Annotated in this window: 2 protein-coding genes; one reads left to right on the top strand and one right to left on the bottom strand. The window is 57.6% G+C overall.

The genetic code is table 11. The features are described 5' to 3' along the window. A partial coding sequence (locus FK530_RS26170) for a hypothetical protein (RefSeq protein WP_158645209.1) occupies positions 1-345 on the top strand: 345 nt, incomplete at its 5' end. Here the strand turns inward: FK530_RS26170 and FK530_RS26165 are convergent. After that, positions 342-554 (bottom strand): hypothetical protein (locus FK530_RS26165; protein WP_158645208.1); only part of this gene is annotated, 213 nt, incomplete at its 5' end. The genes FK530_RS26170 and FK530_RS26165 overlap by 4 nt on opposite strands.

Genomic DNA, 554 nt, shown 5'->3' with positions numbered 1-554 from the left:
ACGACGGGCAAGGAGAAGATCAAGCGCAAGCACATTGCCGAGGATGGGACGCCCCTGTCGATTGCTGGGCAAAGTCAGTATATGGACACGAAGATTACCGTCAAAGTTCCCGATGCCGTGACGGGTACTGACATATTTGGTGAGGTAGTTATCGCGACGCCCGAGATGGCTGCGGCGACAGTGGCGGAGCATCCACTCTACGAGATTATTCGATCTTTGAACGGAACCAGCAGTGCCGAGGTGACGCTCCGACTGAAGCTGGAAACTCTGAGTGAGACGTTTTACGAATCGGTGTCGGAGCAGCTTGGTTCGACACTGCAGCCAGGACGAAATGGTGAATCTTAGCCGAGCTTCTCGTGTGCGAGCTGCTCCGCCTCCTGACGCGACACGATGTAGCCATTCAGGCCTTGCCCGCCTGCGGGCGTGTCGGTGCCGTGGAGCATGTTGTAGGTCATGAGTTGGCCGTCGCTGCAGACGATCCGGTACGGGATATAGCCGTCCCTGTCGGTGCTGTAGAGGACGCCTGAGCGACTGAAGTCCTCACCGAACAGCTC

The organism is Tsukamurella conjunctivitidis (genome assembly GCF_007858475.1).
Taxonomy (GTDB): Bacteria; Actinomycetota; Actinomycetes; order Mycobacteriales; family Mycobacteriaceae; genus Tsukamurella; species Tsukamurella conjunctivitidis.
Note: the sequence above shows the minus strand (reverse complement) of the source record. Positions and strands in the feature narration are given on the sequence as shown.